Genomic DNA, 20,014 nt, shown 5'->3' with positions numbered 1-20,014 from the left:
TGCTATCCACGGCTGTGCTACAGTTACTGTTGCTGCCAGACCATAGTTGCCGACAATACCACTTTCTATACATCACTCTTTTCTCTCATGTCCCTTAAAACATTTTCACGCCCGCTGCTCGCTGTTTTGTTGAGCGCCGCCTTCAGCGCACACGCTGCCGCTACTGCTACCGCAGAGACGCCATCCGCTCCCATCGTGCTGCATGTGGACGCCAGCAATGTGGCCCAGCAGATTTTCAATATCCGCGAGAGTATCCCCGCCACGCCAGGCAAGATGACCTTGCTGTATCCGCAATGGGTGCCCGGCAACCACGGCCCCAGCGGCCCGCTGAACCAGCTGGCCGGCCTGCGCCTGTCCGCCAATGGCAAGCCGCTGGAATGGCAGCGCGATCCCGTGAACATGTTCGCCTTCCACATCGAGGTGCCGGCTGGCGCATCGACGGTGGAAGCGCAATACCAGTTCCTCTCGCCCGTCGAGGGCAACCAGGGGCGCATCACCATGACGGCCGACATGCTCGGCGTGCAATGGCATGCGATGACCTTGTACCCGGAAGGCCGTCCTGCGCGCGCAATCCAGGTGCAGCCCAGCCTGACCCTGCCGGCCGGCTGGCAATTCGGCAGCGCGCTGGAAGTGCGCGCCGAGTCATCCACGCCGGCGGGCAAACAGGTGGACTTCCAGACCGTCGACCTCGACAACCTGGTCGACTCGCCCCTGTTCGCGGGCCGCTACTTCAAGCGCTTCGACCTCGATCCTGGCGCCAAGGTGCCGGTGCACCTGAACGTGGTGGCCGACAGCCCGGACAGCCTGGAAGCGACGCCGGAACAAATCGAAAAACACCGCGTGCTGATGCAGCAAGTGTATAAACTGTTTGGCTCGCGCCATTTCAAGCACTATGATTTCCTGCTGGCCCTGAGCGATGATTTCGGCGGCATCGGCCGCGAACACATGCAGTCGAGCGAGAACGGCGTCAAGCCGGGCTACTTCAGCGAATGGGACAAGACCGAAGCGGGCCGCGCGCTGCTGCCGCATGAATTGACGCACTCGTGGAATGGCAAGTTCCGCCGTCCTGCCGGCCAGGCCACGCCGGACTTCAACACGCCGCTGCAAAACAGCCTGCTGTGGGTCTACGAAGGCCAGACCCAATACTGGGGCAATGTGCTGGCTTCGCGTTCCGGCCTGATCACGCCGGCCAATATGCGCGACCTGTTCGCCTCCACGGCCGCCTATTACGATGCGGTGCCGGGACGCAGCTGGCGCGCCATGCAGGATACGACCAACGACCCTATCATCAATGGCCGCCGCCCTATCGGCTGGAGCAGCTGGCAGCGCAGCGAAGATTATTATTCGGAAGGCTCGCTGATCTGGCTCGACGTCGACACCACTATCCGCGAACTGTCCGGCGAGCGCCGCTCGCTCGACGATTTCGCGCGCGCCTTCTTCGGCGTGCAGGATGGCAGCACCACCCCGCTGCCCTACACCTTTGAAGATGTAGTGGCGGGCCTGAACGCCATCGAGCCCTATGACTGGACCACCTTCCTGCGCAGCCGCCTCGATGGCCATGGTCCGGGTGCGCCGCTGGACGGCCTGGCCCGCGCCGGCTGGAAACTGGTCTACCGCGACAAGCAGACGCCCTTCATGCAAGCGACGGAAGAGCGCAGCAAGAGCACCGACCTGAGTTACTCGCTGGGCTTGACGGTCGACAAGGACGGCAAGCTGGGCAAGCTGCTGTGGGACGGCCCCGCCTTCAAGGCTGGCTTGTCGGGCAACACCACCCTGCTGGCCGTGAATGGCATGGCGTACACGCCCAAGCTGCTGAAAAAAGCCATCCAGGCGGCCAAAGACAGCTCGCAGCCGATCAACTTGCTGGTAAAAAAAGGCAAGCAGTACCAGACCGTGGCGCTGGATTACCACGGCGGCCTGAAGTACCCGCAACTGGAACGCATCGCCGGCACGCGCGACCGCCTGACGACCATCTTGCAAGCGCTGAAGTAAGCCATTCCGGGGCCGCGCTATGGGGCGGCCCCTCTCTCCCCAGCCACGTTTTGGTGTATGCTGACAATATGAACAATGACACCGACATCCAGCTCAGCGGCCCTTTCAAGGCCACCGACGGCTCCGGCCGTGCCCACGACATCAAGGCGATCCGTATCTTCGACGAAGGTTACGGCATCATCGACGTGTACGTGGATTTTTCCGCCCCGCTCGAAAGCGGCTTGTACAAAGACAAAACCCTGGTCGGCCACATCCTCACGCGCTTGCGCAGCCTCGGCTACGCAGGCCCCGACTTCGGCCATGGCGACCTCGGTTTGCAAGACAAGAAACTGATCGTGCTGGAAGCACCGGAAGAATTTTCGGCGTTTGCAGTGAGCAAGGGCTGGAAAGACTTATCTGCAGAGTTTGACGAAGACTGAGCCTTCGCCAGCTGAACCCCACCACGCGCCGCCTCTGCATCTGCCAAGGCGGCGTTTTTCATGGCTTATCGTTCAGATAGCGCGCGCTCCACGCGGCAATCACATTGGCGACATAGGCCGCATCGTCGCGGCCGGTCAATAAATGGTCGGCGTCGTCGAGCGAGACGAAACTTTTCGGATGCTTGGCCGTCATCAGGATTTCCATCGCGTTCGACACGTCGACCGTGGTGTCGTTGGGCGCATGCATCACCAGCAAGGCGCGGCGCAGGCCGGCGATCTGCTCTTTCAGACTGTGGCGGCTGGCCACGTCGTCGACGAATTGCTGGCGGATACGGAATGGCCGGCCTTCCAGCTGCACCAGCGCTTCGCCTTCGCTGGCGATCTGTTCCAGGTGGTCGCTGAACATGCGCGTCACGTAGGCGGGAGAGCTGGGGGCGGCCAGGGTCACCACGGCGGTGGCTTCCGGCACTTGTGCTGCGGCAGCCAGCACGGCGGCGCCGCCCAGGCTATGGCCGATCAGCAATTGCGGCGCAGCGTGCCTGGCGCGCATAAAATCGGCGGCGGCGATCAGATCGGCCACGTTCGATGAAAAATTGGTGGCGGCAAACTCGCCCTCGCTGGCGCCCAGTCCCGTGAAATCGAAGCGCAGCACGGCGATTCCATGTTCCGTCAAGCCTTGCGCGATGCGCCGCGCGGCCAGCACATCCTTGCCGCAGGTAAAACAATGGGCGAACAGCGCATAGGCGCGGATAGCGCCATCGGGTGCGTCGAGGCGGGCCGCCAGCACATGGCCGTGGGCACCGGGAAAGTCTTGCCGGGTTGATTTCATACGATACACAGTCAAGCTGCCGCGCAGCGCGGCCGAAACGCATTGTAGCGCCGGGCGGCCATCGCTGCAGGCAGTTGCGTTATTGCGTTAACTACGTTTGGGTACGTCCACACCTTTGACGACAGCCGGACGCGCCTCAAAAGCCTTCAGTGCGCGCGCGACATTGGGGAAGTTTGCAAAACCAACCAGGTCGCTGGCGCCATAGAAGCCAACCAGGCAGCGCACCCATGGGAAGACCGCGATATCGGCTATCGTGTAGTGCTCGCCCATGATCCAGTCACGGCCTTGCAGGCGCTGTTCCAGCACGCCCAGCAAACGCCTGGTTTCGCCGACATAACGTTCGAGCGGACGCTTGTCTTCGAATTCCTTGCCAGCAAACTTGTGGAAGAAGCCCAGCTGGCCAAACATGGGGCCGACGCCACCCATCTGGAACATCACCCATTGGATGGTTTCATAGCGCAAGCCCGCATCCTGGGGGATGAACTTGCCGGCTTTTTCGGCCAGGTAAATCAGGATGGCGCCCGATTCAAACAGCGCCAGCGGTTTGCCACCCGGGCCGTTCGGGTCGAGGATGGCGGGAATCTTGTTGTTCGGATTGAGGGACAGGAATTCCGGCGCCATCTGGTCGTTGCGCTCGAAGCTGACCAGATGCGGCTCGTACTCGAGACCGATTTCTTCCAGCAAGATCGACACCTTGATGCCGTTCGGCGTAGGCAGCGAATACAGCTGCAGGCGTTCAGGATGCTGGGCAGGCCATTTCTGGGTGATAGGGAAGTTCGATAGCTGAGACATGGATATCCTTTAGTGTAGATATAAATTCAAGTCGTGACGCGGCACAGGCTGCATGGATAAAGGCCATGCAGCCTGACAGGTGGATCAGTATAGCCAAGCATGGCATTTTCAGCAGGGCAGCACCCAATTTGGCTGTACCTAGTCAGCCATCAGGCAAACAGCCCATGCAAAAACCAGCGCGGCGCGGCCTCTTCGCCGCTGCCGGCAATGCGTTCGCGGTAGACCCAGTAATGGGCGTGGTCGCGCCCTTCGGCAATAAAATAATCGCGCGCCTGCGACTGGCCCCACCAGCCCGCCTCTATGCGTTCGGCCACCGACACCATTTTCAGGGGCGAGCCATAAAAGGGCCGATGATCGCGCATCAGCAAGGCAATCGGTTGCGCCAGCAGCCAGCCGGGACGGGGCATGCCAGGCAGGCCGGGCGGCAAATCAGCCGCGCCGCGCTTGCCCGTCAATTTTCCTGCCAGCGGCAGCCAGCGGTTCGCCGCTTCGGGCCGGTAATCGGCCAGCGGCGCCGCCTGCAAGACATTGCCGCTGCCCAACCGGGCCACCAGCAATTCCATCAGGCGCTGGCGGTCTTCGGGTGTGCCGCCCGGCTCGGGAAACAGGGTTTCGCTGGGCGGCGCCATCGGCAACACCTGCAGCGCTTCCAGGGAGAGGCCGATCACGGGCGCTTCCAGCACCAGCTGCGCCAGCCGTTCCTTGAGCAAGCGCAGCAAATGTTCATCGCGCCACACGGCTTCACCCAGGGCCAGTTCGACCACCGTGGGTGGACGCGCCTGCCGGCCCCGCTCATGCGCCAGCAGCAAGACGATGCGTTCAACCGCCAGTTGCCGTGCACACAGCCAGCCCGTCATTTGCTGCAGCAGACGGCGCGCGCCAAACAGCAGGGCTTCGGCGTTTTCCACGCGGTCGAACAATTCCAGGCTGGCACGAAACGTGGGCGGCGCGACTATCCACACATGCAGCTCCGTGCCATGGCCATGCGCATCGTCGAGCATGGCCAGCAAGGCGGCGCCGCAACGGCGCTGCAGGCCGGGCCGGGGCAAGCGGCGTAGTTGCCCCAGGGTACGGCAACCGATGCCCTCGAACCAGTCAAGGTAAGGACGCGCAGGCGGCAGCAAAGCGACCGGCAAACGGTCGAGCCGGTGCAGCAGGCTAGCCATGCCCAGCACGCGGCGCACACCCGCTTCAGCATTGGCCAGCAGCCAGGCGCCCCTTGCCGTGGGCGCGCACGACAGCACGGCCGTGTAGCCCAGCGCACGCAGGCTGGCGGCGATCTGCCGGCACAGGGCGCGCACGCCGCCGAACAGGCGCAGGCTGGCCCCCGCATCGACCAATAACGTCGCCTCTTCACCGTGCGCCACCAGCGGCGAAAACTGCAGCAGCGCCAGCGCCACTTCCTGCAGCGCCTGCGCTTCGAGCGCCGGTGAACGCTCGAACAGGCGCGCCGGCGGCGCCAGCATCAGCACGCCACCGCGCCGCATGCCTGGCTTGATCCCCGCCTGGCGGGCCAGCGGCGACAGGGCCATGACTTGCTCCTGCTCCAGCACCACGCCAACCGTGTCAGCCGACCAGTTCGGGCAAAAGACTTCGAGCGGGAGCCGGGGCAGGCAAAGGCCGATCCAGAGACGCATGGCGCTGCAGTAAAGAAGGTGGTTGCAAGGGCAGGAACAGCGGCGCATCGCGCTGCGGTCCCCGGCGTTTGATAAAGCCGATCTCGATGCCGCCGGCCGCCGGCCGCAAGGACAGGCGCAGCGGCGCCGGCGACGCATCCTGCGCGCCGTGCAGCGGACGCAGCATGCAAAACAGGGTATTGCCGCCCTGCGCCGCCAGGTGCAGGCGGCGCAAGCTGTCGCCGCGCACATGCGGCTGCCAGAACAGCAGTGCGCCGCAACTGCCGCTGCGCAAGATATTTTCCGCCGCCCATAAAGCATCCTTGCTGCTGGCACTGCGCAGCCACAGCAGCTGCGACGGCGCCAGCCCCAGCGCCGCCAGGGCCAGCGCCTGCGGCGGATGGGGCGGCTGCAGCAGCACAATGGGCAAGCCACCCAGCTGCGCCAAGGCCGGCGCCAGCAGGCGCAACTCGCCACACCCGGGCTGCTGCAGCAGCAAGTCGATCAGGCAGCCACCGGGCCAGCCACCGCCTGGCAGCTGCGCCGACAGCGCGGCAAAGCCTGTATCGAGGCAGCGCGTGGCCGCCTGGCCCAGTTGCGAGGCGCGCCACAGCGATGGGTGCAAGGCTTCCGGCGCGGCCATCAAGGCGGACTGTTGCATAAAAGAATCCAAAGAAGATACTGTATGCATATACAGTACTATCCGACTCCCCTTTTGGCAAGGCTTATCTGCGATCGGGCCGCAATCGTGTACGCCCCAGCCCGCCCCGCAGATCCGAAAAACGCCGTTGTATGTGGCGTTTGCTGTAACATGGGCACTCTCCTTACCGCCCGAAAATGTACCGGGCGGCCACCGTTCGTCCATAAGGAAAACGCATTTGACTACCATACAATTGATCAGCGCCATCATCTTCGGCCTGGCCCTGCTGCACACCTTTGCCGCCAAATCTTTCGAAGTGCTGGCCCACCGCCACCCGCGCCATGCGGGCCTGCTGCATTTGCTGGGCGAAGTGGAAGTCGTGTTCGGCTTCTGGGCGTTTATCCTGATCATCGTGATGGCCTTCGTGTCGGGTGGCGCGGCCGCCGTCGACTATGCCGAGTCGCGCCACTACACGGAACCGCTGTTCGTCTTCGTGGTCATGGTGGTGGCCGCCTCGCGCCCCGTGCTCGACGCCGTGCAGCGTTTGCTCAAGGGCGTGGCGCGCGTGATGCCGCTGCGCACGGAACTGGCCCTGGTCTGGCTGGGCCTGGCGCTGGTGCCGCTGACCGGTTCGCTGATCACCGAACCGGCGGCGATGACCCTGGCGGCCCTGATGCTGGCGCCGCAAATTTTTCGTCCCGGCATCCCTGAATGGCTGAAATACGGCGCACTGGGCGTGCTGTTCGTCAACGTCTCCATCGGCGGCACCCTGACTTCCTACGCGGCGCCGCCGGTGCTGATGGTGGCCACCACCTGGAGCTGGGACAGCGCCTTTATGGCGGCCCACTTCGGCTGGAAGGCAGCCATCGCCGTGCTGGTCAATGCGACTGGCGTGAGCTTGCTGCTGCGCAAATATCTGCACAGCAACACTTCCGACATCAAACCGAAGGCGGGCGATGTCGAACTGCCTAAAGTACCGCTGATCATCAGCGTGGTGCACCTGGCCGTGCTGGCCGCCGTGGTGGCGCTGGCCCATCACCCTGTGCTGTTCATCGGCCTGTTCCTGTTTTTCCTGGGTTTTGTGCAAGCGTATGAACGCTATCAAAGTCCGCTGATCCTCAAGGAAGGCTTGCTGGTCGGCTTCTTCCTGGGCGGCCTGGTGGTGCTGGGCGGCATGCAGCAATGGTGGTTGCAGCCGATCGTGTCCAGCCTGAAACCGCTGGCCCTGTTCTTCGGCGCGCTGGGCTTGACGGCGATTACCGACAATGCCGCCCTGACTTATCTCGGCTCCCTGATCGCCGGCATGACGGACGAATCCAAATACATGCTGGTGGCAGGCGCCGTGGCCGGTGGCGGCCTGACCGTGATCGCCAATGCGCCGAATCCGGCCGGCGTGGCGCTGCTGCGCCGTGGCTTCAAGGATGAATCGATTGGCGCCCTCGGCTTGCTGGCGGGCGCCTTGCTGCCAACTGCCGTGGCGGCGATTGCCTTCCTGGCGCTGTAAACATGTGCAGAAAACTGGCCGCCCTGCTGCTGGCCTTGCCATGCCTGGCCGGAGCCGTCGAACGACTTGCACCCACGACGCTGTATGTCGACCCGCAATCGACGGCAGCCATCTGGGTCAATAGCCACCCTGACGATCCCAGGGCGGATATCATCCGCAGCAAGCTGGCCGGACAAGCCCAGGCAAAGTGGTTTGGCAACTGGAGTGGCGATATCGCCAAAGCCGTTGGAAACTATGTCGATGCAGCAGCAAAGCGCAACCAGACGCCAATACTGGTGGCCTACAATATTCCCGGCCGCGATTGCGGCCAGTACAGCGCGGGCGGCGCCAATTCCATCACCGGCTACCAACAATGGATCGCCAGCTTTGCCGCTGCGATCGGCCAGCGCAAGGCGGTGGTCATCCTGGAACCGGATGCATTGGGACAACTGACCTGTTTATCCGCCGCCGGCCAGCAAGGCCGCCTCGACGCCTTGCGTTATGCGGTTGAACAATTCCACCAGGCAGCGCCCCAGGCCTATGTCTATCTCGACGCGGGCAATAGCGCGTGGATGCCGGCCGAGGTGGCCGCCAGCCGCCTGGCCCAAGCCGGCATCGCCGATGCGCGCGGCTTTGCGCTGAATGTGTCGAATTACAAGACGGATCAATCGAGCAAGGCGTATGGCGACGCCGTCAACGCGGCACTGCAAAAACAGCAGGGGTATACGCGCGCCTACGTGGTCGATACCAGCCGCAATGGCAACGGGCCGCTGGGCGCAGTATGGTGCGATCCGCCAGGGCGCAAGATCGGCGTAACGTCGGTGGTGCACCTGGGTGGCGGGCAGCCCGAAATGCAGTTGTGGGTCAAGGCGCCCGGCAATGCCGATGGCTGCCGTGGCAAAGCGGGCATCTTTGCGCCCGAGCTGGCTGAAAAGTTAATACAAGGAAACTAAGCCAGTCGCCCCTGCCTGCCTCAGTTTCCTTCATACACGAGAAAGTGCAGGCGGTCATAGAACAGGCTGTAGGCATAGTCGAAGGTGCCGACGCTGCGAAAGCCCTTGTGCAAGTACACTTGCAAGGCTTCACTCTTTTCCCACACCGTCAAGCTGATGCGCGTACACCCCTTGCCGCTGGCCAGGTCGCGGATTGCATTGAACATCTGCTTGAACCAGCCTTGTCCACGGTATTTTTCGTCGATGGCCAGGCTGCTGACAAAACAGTCGCCGGCCCGCGCATGCTCGAACACGAACTGGTCGTACGCATCGTCGAGCGCCTTCATGTCATCACGGTAATACGAGATCGCGCCGCAGGCCTGGAATTCGTCCATGGTCGCGGCCGTGAAAAAACCGATAAAACGGTTTTCCTCGTCATGCAAGCCGTGGATATGCGCCAGATACGGATCGATATTCTGGCGCCGCTGCAGTTCGACAAACTGCAGATTGAGTTTATTTCCGAAGGAACAGTATTCGAGGTAACTGGTGGCAAACAGCAGCTTCGCCATGCGGTTCTTCTCCTCCTCGCCCAGCAGAGCGCCGGATACCAGCCTGAGCGGCGCATGCGACAGCAGGCCCACCTGGCCATCCTCGTCGGCTACGACGACATCGTTTGCCGCCGGCAGGAGGCTGGCGTGGCGGCCCACCGTAGGGCGCCAAAAGGCGCCGGCGGCAATATGCCGCGAGCGGTGGGCCAGCAGGTAACGGCAAAAGACGGTATTCACCCGGTCCAGCTGCGGGTCATCCGACAGCACCGAATAATAATGGAAGTGCTCGAGGTCTGAACGCAACTGGGCCGCATACGCCATGCGTGGCACTTCCTCGATGTCGAACACATCGACGATATTGGGCAGGCTCAGGGGATCGACGAGCTGCCAGTCGATCTCGTCGAGCCGCGCGACGCAGCGGGCATAGGCGCACGCCTCCTCTTCGCTGAGAGGAATATGTGTATCGCTAATGATATCGACCAGCAAGCGCATGCCACGGATGCCGCCCGCCACGGCCTCCCTGGCGCCATCATAAAGCACACAATAGCGCTGGTAGAACTCGGCATGGCTGAGCATGGTGCGGCCCAGGTGCTGCTTCCATTCCGCATAGAACTGGCCGAACAACTGCGCTTCGAATTGCGGGCAGGAACAGGGAATCGCAGCATCGATACCCGCATAAGCGAGGTTCACATTGCGCTGGATCAAGCGCAGGGCGGCGTCGTTCTTCCTGGCGATCAGCATGCCTGTTTCATCGAGGAACAGATTCATCCAGCTGACATGCTGGCGCCCCTGTCCATCGGCGCGCTGGAAATAATCGGGCACTTCCGGTTTCATCAGGAAAATCGTCGCCGGATTATGCGGGATCGTATCGACATCCATATACAGGCCGCCGTATTCGCACATGATGAGGATGCGGAAATAATCGGACAAGGTGGCGAAATAGCGCTGTGCGTGCAAGGTGTCGAGAATGCCAAAGCGCTGCGGCGCGAAGTCCAGCGCCAGCGCGCGCAGCGAGTTGATATGCAGGGCGGTGCCGCCGATGGCGTAGCGGCCTATTGTGTAGCGCCCCGCGCCACCAGTCGGACTGAAGCGCGCATCGCTGCGCAGCTGCGCCGCATCCCACACCCACAGGATCGACACATACGGCGCACCGCCGCAGCGCCGCACTTCGTCCAGCGCCGCGCCCCACTGCTGGATCGCCTCAAAGGCGATGTCCGGTAGCTGGCCGCCCATCCAGATACGGTGCAGATAGCGTTCATCGTCACCGAGCGCGCGCGTGGGGATGGCGCTCAGCGAGGAACAGCTGGCTGCATTGAAATGCGTAAAATTGGCGGTGATGAAACTGCGCAGGGCGGCGATGCCAGCCTGATGTTCTTCTGCCAGGGTAGCGCTGCCGGCGGCAGCCGGTCCGGCATCGGCCAGGGAGATGAAATCGAGTTTCAGCTTATTGATACGAAACTCATATTCCAGGTTGAAAATCGTTGCTTGATCGTGTTTTGAGGCCAGGTCATCTATCTTCATGAGCGCACCATCTTCCGCAGGAGAGTGTAGGTAAACATTGTTTGGGTACATCCACATCCACAACACGCGCATCGTTGCGCCATCAATGCCGGGCCAGCCGCACCTCGCTCTCTGCGCGTCCCGCCATGCCGCGCGTAAACAGCAGCAGGCAGGCTGCGATCAGTACAATGACGGGAACATTCAGCAAGGCATAGATTTCCAGCGCATAGCCGAAACGCTGGCACAGCACGTTGTAGAGTTGCAGCCAGGCGGACAAATAAATGCAGTACAGCAAGCTCATGGCAGCTGTCGTCAAGGTCACCGATTCCTTGCTGGCGGTAATCGCGCTGCGTATCAGGGCGCCATTGAACAGGCCGAAGCCGATGGAATAGATAAACATACAGGCGGCAAACACATCGACGTGATGGCGTCCCGCTCCCGCACCGAGCATGCCGGCCACCGCGATCAGCCCGCCCAAGCGCAGCAGCGTTACCAATGGGAAATCCTGCGGCAGGCGCTGGATGGCGATGCTGCTGAGTACAAAACCCGACAGGATCACACATTGCAGGGCGATATAGGTGGCATAGGATGCGCCCATTTCCTGCAGCACGAAAATGGGAGAAAAGCCGATCCAGGCTGTCAGCGGCACGGTGGCAAGTCCGGCCGTAAACATGCCGAACATGAAGCGTCCGTTGCTGAAAATAGCCGCGTAGCTGCGCACGATGGCGGCAAGGTCCAGGCGCACCAGCGTCGCCGGCGTGCGCGGCATGCTCTTGAACAAACCCAGCAATGACAGCAGGGCCAGCAGTCCAGAGAGGACGAACACATACCGCCAGTCCAGCTGGCTGATAATGGCGCTACCGAGAATCGGGCCGGCCAGCGGCGCCAGAATGGTGGTGCTGGACAGGATGCTGCTCAGTTTGACGGCTGCCATGTCGTCGAACAGCTCGTGGATCATGGCATAGCCGACGAAAACGAAGCAGCAGCCCATGCCCTGCACGAAGCGCGCCAGCAGGAATTGCTCGATGGAGGTGGTCAATGGCACCGTCAAGGTGGCCAGCAGGAACAAGGCATTGCCGGTCAAGACCAGCTTGCGCTTGCCGATAGTATCGGCCAGCGGCCCCAGGAAAATCTGCAGCGAACTGCCGCCCAGCAAATACAGGCTGAGGGACAGGGGAACGAACTTCTTATCCGCCTGGAACTCGCCAACGATGCTCAGCATCGCCGGCATGATCATGTCATTCGACAGATAAATATTGAGTTCGAAGACAAGGAAAAATGCAAAAAACCACAGCAACTGTTTCGACTTGATGGACATGATGCATTCCGTGACGTGGGTGGCGGCAATCAGTACCTGCGCCATGCCGTCGTACGGCGCGGCAAGCCTGCTCTGGCAGCAAAAACATGTACCAATTGTATACCACTTAACATTTTTGGCATCTATTTTTGTTATTTTTAAATACCTATACAATACCACTTTCATAAAATGCGCCATGCTGGTGCACGCGGCAGGCAAGCAAGAAAGTGTGCTGGCGACCGCGCTCGCGCAGCGGCGCAGCGGCATTGACCGGCGTCAGGGGAGAATGAAGGAATGCGTACCAATGGCAGCCACGACAGGCTATGCCGCCTGGCGGCTTATCTGCGGCGGTGCCTGGTGAAGAAATCGAGCAGCAGCTTGCTGGCGTCCGGCCTGGCCTTGTCATTGAAGGGCAAGCTGGCGTCGCCGCCACTCCAGGCATGGCCCAGGTGTTCGATCTGCGCCACCCGCAACAATAACAATTTCCCCACCTGATAATCATGCACGGCATACGCATGCGCGGGCGTGCGGCTGCCCGCTGCGCTGGCCGGCACGCGGTGCGCCGTCACCAGCGTATCGGCCGGCATGCGGTTCAGGCGCAAACCCTGGCGCACCAATTGGTCCTGGTTCACGGGACGCACGATATTGTCTGCCTGGCCTTGTAGCAGCATCATGGGCAAACGGGGAAAGTCAGGCTGGCGCTGCAGCACTTCATCGATGGCTGTATCGGCCCTGGTGGCAGCGCCATGCTGCATCACGTTGAGCGCACCGATCAGGTTATGGCCGCCGCCAAACACGGGCCCCGAATGCAGGCCCAGCGCGGCAAACAGCTGCGGATGGTTCAAGGCCACGATATGCGCCATGCCGGCGCCAGCGGAAATGCCGCAGATATAAATGCGTGAGCGGTCGATGGCATAACGCGCAGCCACCTGCTCGATGGCGCCGATAATCAGGCCGACATCGCCGCCGCCCTCCTGCGTCAGCTTGTCATACCATTTCCAGCAGCGCCGCGCCTGCGCGCGCAGCGACTGTTGCGGGTACAGCACTGCATAACCCTTGCGCTCGGCCAGGCGGTTCATGCGCGTGCCCTCGGCAAACTGCGTGGCGCTTTGCTCGCAGCCATGCAGCATCACCAGCAGCGGACGCCCCCGGGCAAGCATGGCGGCGCTCGGCGCCTTGTGCGGCAGATACAGAAAATACGGCAACCGCCGGCCCGGCAAAGTCCCCAGTTCCGGCAAGGGAATATAGTGGGAAGCGAGCCACTTGCCCGGCGCGGGCGCGGCTTTCTTGCGCGTGCGTGGCGCTGACTTGCTGCGCGGCTTGAGTGTGGATGTGGCCAATGTGGCCGATGCTAGCTTGCGCTTGCGCTTGGGCTTGGGTTGGATGGGCACGGGTGCAAACAGCACCTTGGCCAGTTTCCGGGCCGTACGCTGCTGCGCCTTGCCCGCGCGCAGCAAGCCGCGCAACCAGATGGTGGCGGGCTTCACCATGGGCGCCCCATCAAACTGCATTCTTGCGTCATCAGCGACAGTATCAGCATAAGCTACGGCCTCCTCTTGGAAACCATAGAGTACCGCATTGCCCGTGCGCACCGTACGTTTGCAAGCTAGAAAAGTGCCCCGGACACAATTGAGGCAGATCAAAGGTGGGAATGTCCCAGTGCTTATCGTGAATACTCGTCAAGCCACACACACCACACGAAGGAGACACCATGAGCTATCTGGACCGCGACATTCTGGGCATGTACCGCAACAACGACACCGGCCCTGGGCCCGCATTGATGGGGGCCGACACCCTGCTCGGCGACGATGTCTACAATCACAGCGACGAGGAGCTGGGCGACATCAAGGAAATCATGCTCGACATGCGCAGCGGCCAGATCGCCTATGCCGTACTGTCCTTCGGCGGCATGCTGGGCATGGGTGAAAAACTGTTTGCCGTGCCCTGGGAACGCCTGAGCCTGGACACCATCAACAAGCGCTTCGTGCTCGACGTCGACAAGGATCAACTGAAAAACGCCCCCGGCTTCGACAAGAATAACTGGCCCGACATGGCCAGCGATGCCTGGAACCAGCAGCTGGAAGACTTCTACGGCACCGGCACCCGCTACGGCACCGGTGCAGGAGCGCGGCGCATGCAGCAAGGCGGCGACCTGCGCGGCGGCGCCAGCCTGCAATCAGGCAGCAGCGGCAACCTGCAAAGCGGCTCCGGCTCCCGTTCCTCGCTCAACGACGAGGATGACCTGGATAAGCGCAGTTAATCAAGCATTGAACCCAGCGGTAAGGAGCTGGGGTCTGTCGGCAAAGGCATTTAAGCCAGCAACAAAGAGCCGGGGTCAGACCCCAGTTTTACTTAGAGGCGCCATCACCGCAGCATGGATTCCCATACCTTTTGCAGGCGCTTGGCCGACACCGGCATCGGCGTGCGCAGTTCCTGCGCAAACAGCGATACGCGCAGCTCTTCCAGCATCCAGCGGAAGTCGACCAGTTTCGGGTCGGTATTCTTGCCGGCCTGGCGGTCTTTTGCCTGGCGCTGGTAGGGAGCAGCGGCCGATTGCCATTCAGCCATCAACTTGGTGTCGCGGGCGGGGTCGGCGCGCAATTTTTCCAGGCGCACATTGATCGCCTTTAAATAGCGGGGGAAGTGCGACAGCTGGGTGTATTCGTTTTCCGTCAGGAAGCGTTTATGCACGAGGCCCTGCAATTGCGCCTGGATATCGCTGGACGCCGCGGCCGGAATGTTTTGCAGGCGCTTGGGCAAGCCATGGAATTCCGTCAGCACTTGCGACAGCAGCCGGGCAATTTCATTGACCAGCAAGACCAGCCGCGACTTGCCTTCTGCCTGGCGCTTGGCGAACGAGGCCGCGTCCAGCGGCAGCGGATCTTGCAGGCAGGCGATATCAATCGCCTTGTTGATGATTTGCTCGCGTAACTCTTCCTGCGACCCCAGCGCCATGAATTGCATGCCCATCTGCTGCAAACCGGGGATGCTTTTCTCGACGTACTTGATCTGCTCCTTCATTTGCAGCGCAAACAAACGGCGCAAGCCCACCTTGTGCGTGCGCGCCGCCACGGTTGGATCGTCAAACACTTCCAGGTCACAATGCGTGCCCTTGTCGACCAGCGCCGGGAAACCGATCAAGGTCAGCTTGCCCTGCACGATTTCCAGCAATTCCGGCAATTGACCAAAGGTCCAGTTGCTCAAGCCCATATGCTGGGAGACTGTGTTGTTCGCTGCCGGCGCGGCCGCCTTGGCTGGTGCAGCGCCCCTGGCGTTCGAGGCGGCAGTTTGCGCCTGCAGCCGCGAGGCCACTTGCGCACCGGCCACCTTGGCACCCGGCGTACCGGCGCCGGACACGCCCGACACTTCGGCCAGCTTTTGAAAACTCTGACGCGCCTGGCCGCCGAATTCCGCCTGCAAGGTGGCCAGGTTGCGGCCCATGTCGAGCTGGCGGCCATGCTCGTCGATCACCTTGAAATTCATGAAGTGATGGGCAGGCAGGGTTTCCGGCTTGAAGTCGGTGGTCAGCACATTGATGGTGATTTGCGTGCGGATGTCTGCAATGATGGCGTCGATCAAATCACCACGGCCAAACACGCCGTCCGTGTGCACGCGCTCGCAGAACTTGGCCGCGTAATCGGGCAGCGGCACGCAGTGACGGCGCAGTTTTTGCGGCAGGGATTTAAGCAGCAGATGGACTTTTTCCTTCAGCATGCCGGGCACCAGCCATTCGCAGCGCTCGCGCGGCAACTGGTTCAGCGCATACAGGGGCACGGCCAGGGTCACGCCATCGCGCACGCTGCCCGGCTCGAAGTGATAGGTCAGCCCCATTTCCAGGCCCGTCACCGACATGGTTTTCGGGAACAGGTCGGTAGTCACACCAGCCGCTTCGTGGCGCATCAGCTCATCGCGGTTCAAATACAGAAGCTTGCCGTTGTCGCGCGTGGCTTCCTTGTGCCATTTTTCGAAACCGGCGCCATTGCACACATCGGCCGGCAGCAGCTTGTCGTAGAAGGCGGCGATCAATTCATCGTCGACCAGCACGTCCAGGCGGCGCGACTTGTGTTCCAGGTTTTCGATTTCCTTGATCAGCTTATGATTGTGCGCAAAGAATGGCGCGCGCGTATCGAAGTCACCGCCCACCAGCGCATCGCGGATAAAAATCTCGCGCGCTTCCGGCAAATTGAAATTGCCGTAATTGATGCGGCGCTGGCTGTACACCACCAGGCCATACAAAGTCGCCCGTTCGGAGGCCGTCACCTGCGCCGAGCGTTTTTCCCAGCGCGGCTCGCCCCACGATTTTTTCAGCAAATGGCCGCCGACATTTTCCAGCCACTCGGGCTGGATCTGCGCCACGCAGCGCGCGTACAAGCGCGTGGTGTCGACCAGTTCGGCCGCCATGATCCACTTGCCCGGCTTTTTCAGCAGCGAAGAACCTGGCCAGATATGGAACTTGATGCCGCGCGCGCCCAGATAACCCGCGCCCGGCTCGTCTTCGCTCTTGAAGCCGATATTGCCCAGCAAGCCAGTCAGCAAGGCCATGTGCAGATTGTCGTAGGTGGCCGGTGCTTCATTCAAACGCCAGCCCTGCTCCTTGACGATGGTCAGCAACTGACTATGCACGTCGCGCCATTCGCGCAGCCGCATCTGCGACAAAAAGTTGCTGCGGCAATTGTCCTGCAACTGGCGGTTGGTTTTCTTGTGTTCGATGGCCGACTCGAACCAGCGCCAGATTTTCAGGTAGCTGAGGAACTCCGACTTTTCATCGGCAAATTTCTTGTGCGCTTCGTCGGCTGCCTGCTGGTGTTCCATCGGCCGGTCGCGCGGATCCTGCACCGACAGGGCCGAGGCGACGATCAGCACTTCCGTCAGGCAGGCGTTGTCCAAGGCAGCCAGGATCATGCGGCCCACGCGCGGGTCCAGCGGCAGCTTGGCCAGCTTGTTGCCCAGCGGTGTGAGCTTGTTGACGTCATCGACGGCGCCCAGTTCCTGCAGCAGCTGGTAACCGTCCGCAATCGCGCGCGCCAGCGGCGGCTCGATGAAGGGGAAGGTTTCCACGTCCGTCAGGTGCAAGGACTTCATACGCAAAATGACGGCTGCCAGCGACGAGCGCAGGATTTCCGGCTCCGTGAATTTCGGGCGCAGCAAATAATCCTGCTCTTCATACAAACGGATACACACGCCATCGGCGACGCGGCCGCAACGGCCGGCGCGCTGATTGGCCGCCGACTGCGCAATCGGCTCGACCTGCAGTTGCTCCACCTTATTGCGGTAGCTATAGCGCTTGACACGCGCCAGGCCCGCATCGACCACGTAGCGGATGCCGGGCACCGTCAGCGAAGTTTCCGCCACATTGGTGGCCAGCACGATGCGGCGCGCATTGCTGGTTTTAAAAACGCGTTCCTGCTCTTCGGCCGACAAACGGGCGAACAGCGGCAAAATTTCCACGTGCGGCGGGTGATGCTTGCGCAACGCTTCGGCGCAATCGCGGATTTCGCGCTCGCCCGGCAAAAATACCAGCACGTCGCCAGAACCGATGCGGCACAGCTCTTCCACGCCATCGACCACGGCATCCATCAGGTCGCGCTTTTCACGGGCGGCAGCCGTGCGCTGGCCCGGCTTATCTGTACCAGCAGCACCCGGCATGGCCACCTGTTCACGTTCCACAGGGCGGTAGCGCACTTCCACCTGGTACAGACGGCCCGACACTTCGATCACGGGCGCCGGTTTTTCAGGCGTGCCGAAATGGCGCGAGAAGCGCTCGGCATCGATGGTGGCCGAAGTGATGATGATTTTCAGGTCGGGCCGGCGCGGCAGCAGCTGTTTCAGGTAGCCGAGCAGGAAATCGATGTTCAGGCTGCGTTCGTGCGCTTCATCGATGATGATGGTGTCGTAATTCTTCAGCAGCGGATCGGTCTGCGTCTCGGCCAGCAGAATCCCGTCCGTCATCAGCTTGACCGAAGCCCCTTTCGTCAAGGTGTCGGCAAAGCGGACTTTAAAGCCCACTGTCTCGCCCAGCGGCGTGCCCAGTTCCTGCGCGATGCGCTTGGCCGTCGACGAGGCGGCGATACGGCGCGGCTGCGTGTGGCCGATCAGACCTTTCTGGCCACGTCCCAGCTCCAGGCAAATCTTCGGCAGCTGGGTGGTTTTACCGGAACCGGTTTCACCCGAAACGATGATGACCTGGTTTTCCGTCAAGGCCTTGGCGATTTCCTCGCGGCGGCCCGAGACTGGCAAGTCTTCCGGATAGGTAATCGGTGGCAGCGGATTGCGGAAGGTCTTTTCGGCTTCGCGCGCGGCGCGTGCAGCCTCACGGGCTAGACGCGACTCAGGACTTTCCTGCCCTCCCCGCGGTTTCTGTGGTTCCGGACGCGCACGGCCACGGCCCTGCGCAGGCGCCGCATTGGGACCTGGATCGGCCCCGTCTTTAGGCACATACGCAACGTTAGAAGGGGAAGAAGACTTATTACTGGCTGAAGACATTTATTTTTACAGGTATTTTAAGCGCGCACATCGCGCAGCGAATTATAATGCGCTTAATGGAAAACCCTACCCAATTCGTCCAATGGCTGCGTTCAGTCGCGCCTTATATACACGCCTTTCGCGGCAAGACCTTCGTGGTCGCCTTCCCCGGTGAGCTGGTCAGCGCCGGTGCACTGCAAGTGCTGGCCCACGATCTGTCCCTGCTGCATGCGCTCGATATCAACGTCACCGTGGTCTATGGTTCACGACCGCAGGTGGCCGAACAACTGGCCCTGCGTAACGTCGAAGGCCGCTTTCACAATGGCGTGCGGATCACCGACATCGCCGCCATGGAATGCGCCAAGGAAGCTGCCGGTGAATTGCGTCTCGATATCGAGGCCGCATTCAGCCAGGGCTTGCCGAACACGCCGATGTCGCATGCGGCGATCCGTATTATTTCTGGCAACTTCATCACGGCACGCCCGCTGGGCGTGATCGATGGCGTGGACCTGGAACTGACGGGCATCACGCGCAAGGTCGACGCCGAAACCATCCATTCCATCCTCGGTTCGGACGGTTTGGTGCTGCTGTCGCCTTTGGGCTTTTCGCCGACCGGCGAAGCGTTCAACCTGACCATGGAAGACGTGGCCTGCAGCGCCGCCATCGCCCTGCATGCGGATAAACTGATCTTCATCACGGAAACGCCGATGATGATCGATGCCACCGGCGTGGAAATCCGCGAACTGTCGTCGCACCAGGCCGAAGCCGTGCTGATGGCCGGTTTCCTGCCGGACGCCACCTCGTTTTACCTGCGCCATTGCATCAAGGCTTGCCACAATGGCGTGGACCGCTCGCACATCGTGCCCTTCTCGATGGACGGCTCGGCCCTGCTGGAATTGTTTACCCACGATGGCGTGGGCACCATGATCAGCCATGAAAACCTGGAAAGCCTGCGCCAGGCCAGCATCGAAGACGTGGGCGGCATCATCAAGCTGATCGAACCGCTGGAAGCCGATGGCACGCTGGTCAAGCGCGGCCGCGAGCTGATCGAACGCGAAATCGATTATTTCTCCGTCATCGAGCATGACGGCGTGATCTTCGGCTGCGCCGCCCTGTACCCGTTCCCGGCGCAAAAAATGGCGGAAATGGCATGTTTGACCGTCAACCCGGAAGCGCAAGCCCAGGGCGATGGCGAACGCATCCTGAAACACATGGAAAACCGCGCCCGCGCCGCCGGCCTGCACAAGCTGTTCGTGCTGACCACGCGCACCTCGCACTGGTTCAAGAAGCGCGGCTTCGTTACCGCCACCGTCGATGACTTGCCGAAGGATCGCCAACATATGTATAACTGGCAGCGCAAATCCCAAGTTCTTATCAAGACCCTGTAACACTGAAAAAGCCCGGCATGCCGGTAATGCCGTTCACTTAAGCAGGTTTTCGTAGAACGCGAGTGGCATAGCGCTGAGGTTTTGCCTTGACGGCCCGGTCGAATTTTCGATCGGGC

Annotated in this window: 15 protein-coding genes; 7 read left to right on the top strand and 8 right to left on the bottom strand. The window is 61.6% G+C overall.

Annotated features, from left to right (window positions below; genetic code table 11):
• Positions 1-87 precede the first annotated feature (87 nt).
• Positions 88-1,992, top strand: coding sequence for a M61 family metallopeptidase (locus HDE72_RS22595; RefSeq protein WP_183746120.1), 1,905 nt, complete (start codon positions 88-90; stop codon positions 1,990-1,992).
• A 68-nt stretch (positions 1,993-2,060) separates the two neighbouring features.
• A complete protein-coding gene (locus tag HDE72_RS22590; protein ID WP_183746117.1) occupies positions 2,061-2,411 on the top strand; it encodes a hypothetical protein in 351 nt (116 codons plus the stop codon).
• A gap of 58 nt (positions 2,412-2,469) precedes the next feature.
• Here the strand turns inward: HDE72_RS22590 and HDE72_RS22585 are convergent, their stop codons facing one another.
• From HDE72_RS22585 to imuA, 4 genes are all read right to left on the bottom strand, one after another.
• Complete coding sequence (locus HDE72_RS22585; protein WP_183746113.1) at positions 2,470-3,240, bottom strand: alpha/beta hydrolase family protein; 771 nt, start codon at positions 3,238-3,240, stop codon at positions 2,470-2,472.
• 87 nt (positions 3,241-3,327) lie between these two features.
• Positions 3,328-4,032, bottom strand: a complete 705-nt coding sequence (locus HDE72_RS22580; protein ID WP_183746110.1) for a glutathione binding-like protein — start codon at positions 4,030-4,032, stop codon at positions 3,328-3,330.
• Between the two features lie 149 nt (positions 4,033-4,181).
• On the bottom strand, positions 4,182-5,669 hold the full coding sequence (locus tag HDE72_RS22575) for a Y-family DNA polymerase (protein ID WP_183746108.1): 1,488 nt from the start codon (positions 5,667-5,669) through the stop codon (positions 4,182-4,184).
• Positions 5,599-6,309: a translesion DNA synthesis-associated protein ImuA gene (gene imuA, locus HDE72_RS22570; protein ID WP_183746105.1), complete on the bottom strand. Its 711-nt coding sequence runs from the start codon at positions 6,307-6,309 to the stop codon at positions 5,599-5,601. The genes HDE72_RS22575 and imuA overlap by 71 nt, the downstream gene beginning before the upstream one ends.
• Before the next feature lie 217 nt (positions 6,310-6,526).
• Here imuA and HDE72_RS22565 point away from each other — a divergent pair, with 217 nt between their 5' ends.
• Together HDE72_RS22565 and HDE72_RS22560 are read left to right on the top strand one after the other, a co-directional pair.
• Positions 6,527-7,792: a putative Na+/H+ antiporter gene (locus tag HDE72_RS22565; protein WP_183746102.1), complete on the top strand. Its 1,266-nt coding sequence runs from the start codon at positions 6,527-6,529 to the stop codon at positions 7,790-7,792.
• 2 nt (positions 7,793-7,794) lie between these two features.
• Positions 7,795-8,724 (top strand): glycoside hydrolase family 6 protein, encoded by a 930-nt coding sequence (locus tag HDE72_RS22560; protein ID WP_183746098.1) that lies wholly within the window; start codon positions 7,795-7,797, stop codon positions 8,722-8,724.
• A gap of 20 nt (positions 8,725-8,744) precedes the next feature.
• Here the strand turns inward: HDE72_RS22560 and HDE72_RS22555 are convergent, their stop codons facing one another.
• Both HDE72_RS22555 and HDE72_RS22550 read right to left on the bottom strand, forming a co-directional pair.
• Complete coding sequence (locus tag HDE72_RS22555) at positions 8,745-10,772, bottom strand: GNAT family N-acetyltransferase (RefSeq protein WP_183746095.1); 2,028 nt, start codon at positions 10,770-10,772, stop codon at positions 8,745-8,747.
• 82 nt (positions 10,773-10,854) lie between these two features.
• Positions 10,855-12,069 (bottom strand): MFS transporter, encoded by a 1,215-nt coding sequence (locus HDE72_RS22550; protein WP_183746093.1) that lies wholly within the window; start codon positions 12,067-12,069, stop codon positions 10,855-10,857.
• Here HDE72_RS22550 and HDE72_RS22545 point away from each other — a divergent pair.
• Positions 12,068-12,409 (top strand): hypothetical protein, encoded by a 342-nt coding sequence (locus HDE72_RS22545; protein WP_183746090.1) that lies wholly within the window; start codon positions 12,068-12,070, stop codon positions 12,407-12,409. The two genes, HDE72_RS22550 and HDE72_RS22545, sit on opposite strands and share 2 nt — an antisense overlap.
• On the opposite strand, the gene HDE72_RS22540 is transcribed toward HDE72_RS22545, so the two are convergent.
• On the bottom strand, positions 12,387-13,538 hold the full coding sequence (locus tag HDE72_RS22540; RefSeq protein ID WP_183746087.1) for an extracellular catalytic domain type 1 short-chain-length polyhydroxyalkanoate depolymerase: 1,152 nt from the start codon (positions 13,536-13,538) through the stop codon (positions 12,387-12,389). The two genes, HDE72_RS22545 and HDE72_RS22540, sit on opposite strands and share 23 nt — an antisense overlap.
• Before the next feature lie 221 nt (positions 13,539-13,759).
• On the opposite strand from HDE72_RS22540, the gene HDE72_RS22535 reads away from it, so the two are divergent.
• On the top strand, positions 13,760-14,308 hold the full coding sequence (locus tag HDE72_RS22535; protein ID WP_183746084.1) for a PRC-barrel domain-containing protein: 549 nt from the start codon (positions 13,760-13,762) through the stop codon (positions 14,306-14,308).
• A 104-nt stretch (positions 14,309-14,412) separates the two neighbouring features.
• Here the strand turns inward: HDE72_RS22535 and hrpA are convergent, their stop codons facing one another.
• Positions 14,413-18,531 (bottom strand): ATP-dependent RNA helicase HrpA, encoded by a 4,119-nt coding sequence (gene hrpA / locus HDE72_RS22530; protein ID WP_183746081.1) that lies wholly within the window; start codon positions 18,529-18,531, stop codon positions 14,413-14,415.
• Between the two features lie 56 nt (positions 18,532-18,587).
• Here hrpA and argA point away from each other — a divergent pair, with 56 nt between their 5' ends.
• Positions 18,588-19,898 (top strand): amino-acid N-acetyltransferase, encoded by a 1,311-nt coding sequence (gene argA, locus HDE72_RS22525; RefSeq protein WP_183746063.1) that lies wholly within the window; start codon positions 18,588-18,590, stop codon positions 19,896-19,898.
• Positions 19,899-20,014: the final 116 nt, after the last annotated feature.

It is taken from the genome of Janthinobacterium saanense (assembly GCF_014200675.1).
GTDB lineage: Bacteria > Pseudomonadota > Gammaproteobacteria > Burkholderiales > Burkholderiaceae_D > Janthinobacterium.
Note: the sequence above shows the minus strand (reverse complement) of the source record. Positions and strands in the feature narration are given on the sequence as shown.